Raw genomic sequence first — 1,280 nt, forward strand, 5'->3', positions numbered from 1 at the left:
CGGCGGCGCCGTTGGTGGGGGCGGTGACCACCCGCCCGCCCGAGGCGTTTTCCTCATTCACGGCCAGCGCGATCAGGTTGACCCATTCCTGCCAGTACTTCGGGTCCCGGTCCTTGTCCTCCTTCAGGAGCCGCTCGTGCCAGTCGGGCGCGCGGCGGCGGACCTTGAGCCCGCCAGGCAGCAGCCCGGTGCGCTTGAGGCTGACCTCGACGCAGCCTTCCATCACCGAGTAAATGTGCAGCAGACCCTCCCGGATCTCCGCCTCGGTGCGGGAGGCGCGCTCGTTGACCAGCATGATCTCGCCGATCGAGAGGCCCTGGGACCGGCAGTGTTCCAGCAGTTCGGCGGCCGTGCGGAACGGCAGCGGCAGTTCCTTCTTCGACGCGTCGAGTTCCTTCAGGGCCGCGTCCTCCTCGCCCTCGCGGACAATGAAGCCGCCGCCGACGGAGAAGAACGTGGCGCTGTGCAGGGTTTCGCCCCCGGCGTCGGAGACGGTGAACGTCATCCCGTTGGTGTGCCGGGGCAGGATGGTCAGCGGCCGCAGGACCATGTCCTGCACCCCGTACGGCAGGGGCACGGATCCGGCCAGCTGCAGCGTGCCGGTCCCGGCGATCGCCGCCAGCCGGTCCTCCACTTCCTCGGGGAGGATCTGCTCGGGATGGAAGCCCTCGAGCCCGAGCAGGATGGCCGTCATGGTGCCGTGGCCGTGGCCCGTGGCAGCGAGCGAGCCGTAGAGGTCCACCCGCAGCGACGCCACCTCTGCCAGCTTGCCGAGGGACTTAAGTTCTTCGGCAAACACGGCGGCGGCCCGCATCGGACCCACCGTGTGGGAACTGGATGGTCCTATTCCGATGGAAAACAGGTCAAAGACTCCAACAGCCATTGTCGGTTCCTAACTAGGTCTTACTGTGGTCCGGCAGATGGTCCTGCCGGAAGGCACTGCGGCCGGCCGGTTGGCGGCAGCTTGCCGGATGCACGACGCCGGGCGGCGGCTTGTGGCGGCAACCCGGCGTCGTGATCTGTACTGCGGTTAGTTCTGTATTGCTACTACTTCAGTCATACGTCGCTTAGGCGAGGTTATCAACCGAGGGGTAGAGCGGGTGGGCGGCGGCGAGGGCCTCCACCCGGGTGCGCAGGCCGGAGAGGTCCGCGGCGGCGTCGGCGGTCAGGGCCTCGGCGATGATGTCCGCGACCTCGGCGAAGGCCGCCTCGCCGAAGCCGCGGGTCGCCAGCGCCGGGGTGCCGATCCGCAGCCCGGAGGTCACCATCGGCGGGCGCGG

1 protein-coding gene and 1 pseudogene are annotated in these 1,280 nt (G+C 68.8%); both read right to left on the bottom strand.

Going from position 1 to position 1,280, the window contains the following annotated elements; genetic code table 11:
* Nucleotides 1–883, bottom strand: an 883-nt coding sequence (locus tag MRBLAR12_RS16175) for a serine dehydratase beta chain (RefSeq protein WP_364747134.1), incomplete at its 3' end; no start/stop codon positions are given.
* Nucleotides 884–1,067: 184 nt separating this feature from the next.
* Nucleotides 1,068–1,280 (bottom strand): annotated as a pseudogene (locus MRBLAR12_RS16180) (serine hydroxymethyltransferase); the annotation flags it as partial.

It is taken from the genome of Arthrobacter sp. LAR12-1-1.1 (genome assembly GCF_040676555.1).
Classification (GTDB): Bacteria; Actinomycetota; Actinomycetes; order Actinomycetales; family Micrococcaceae; genus Arthrobacter.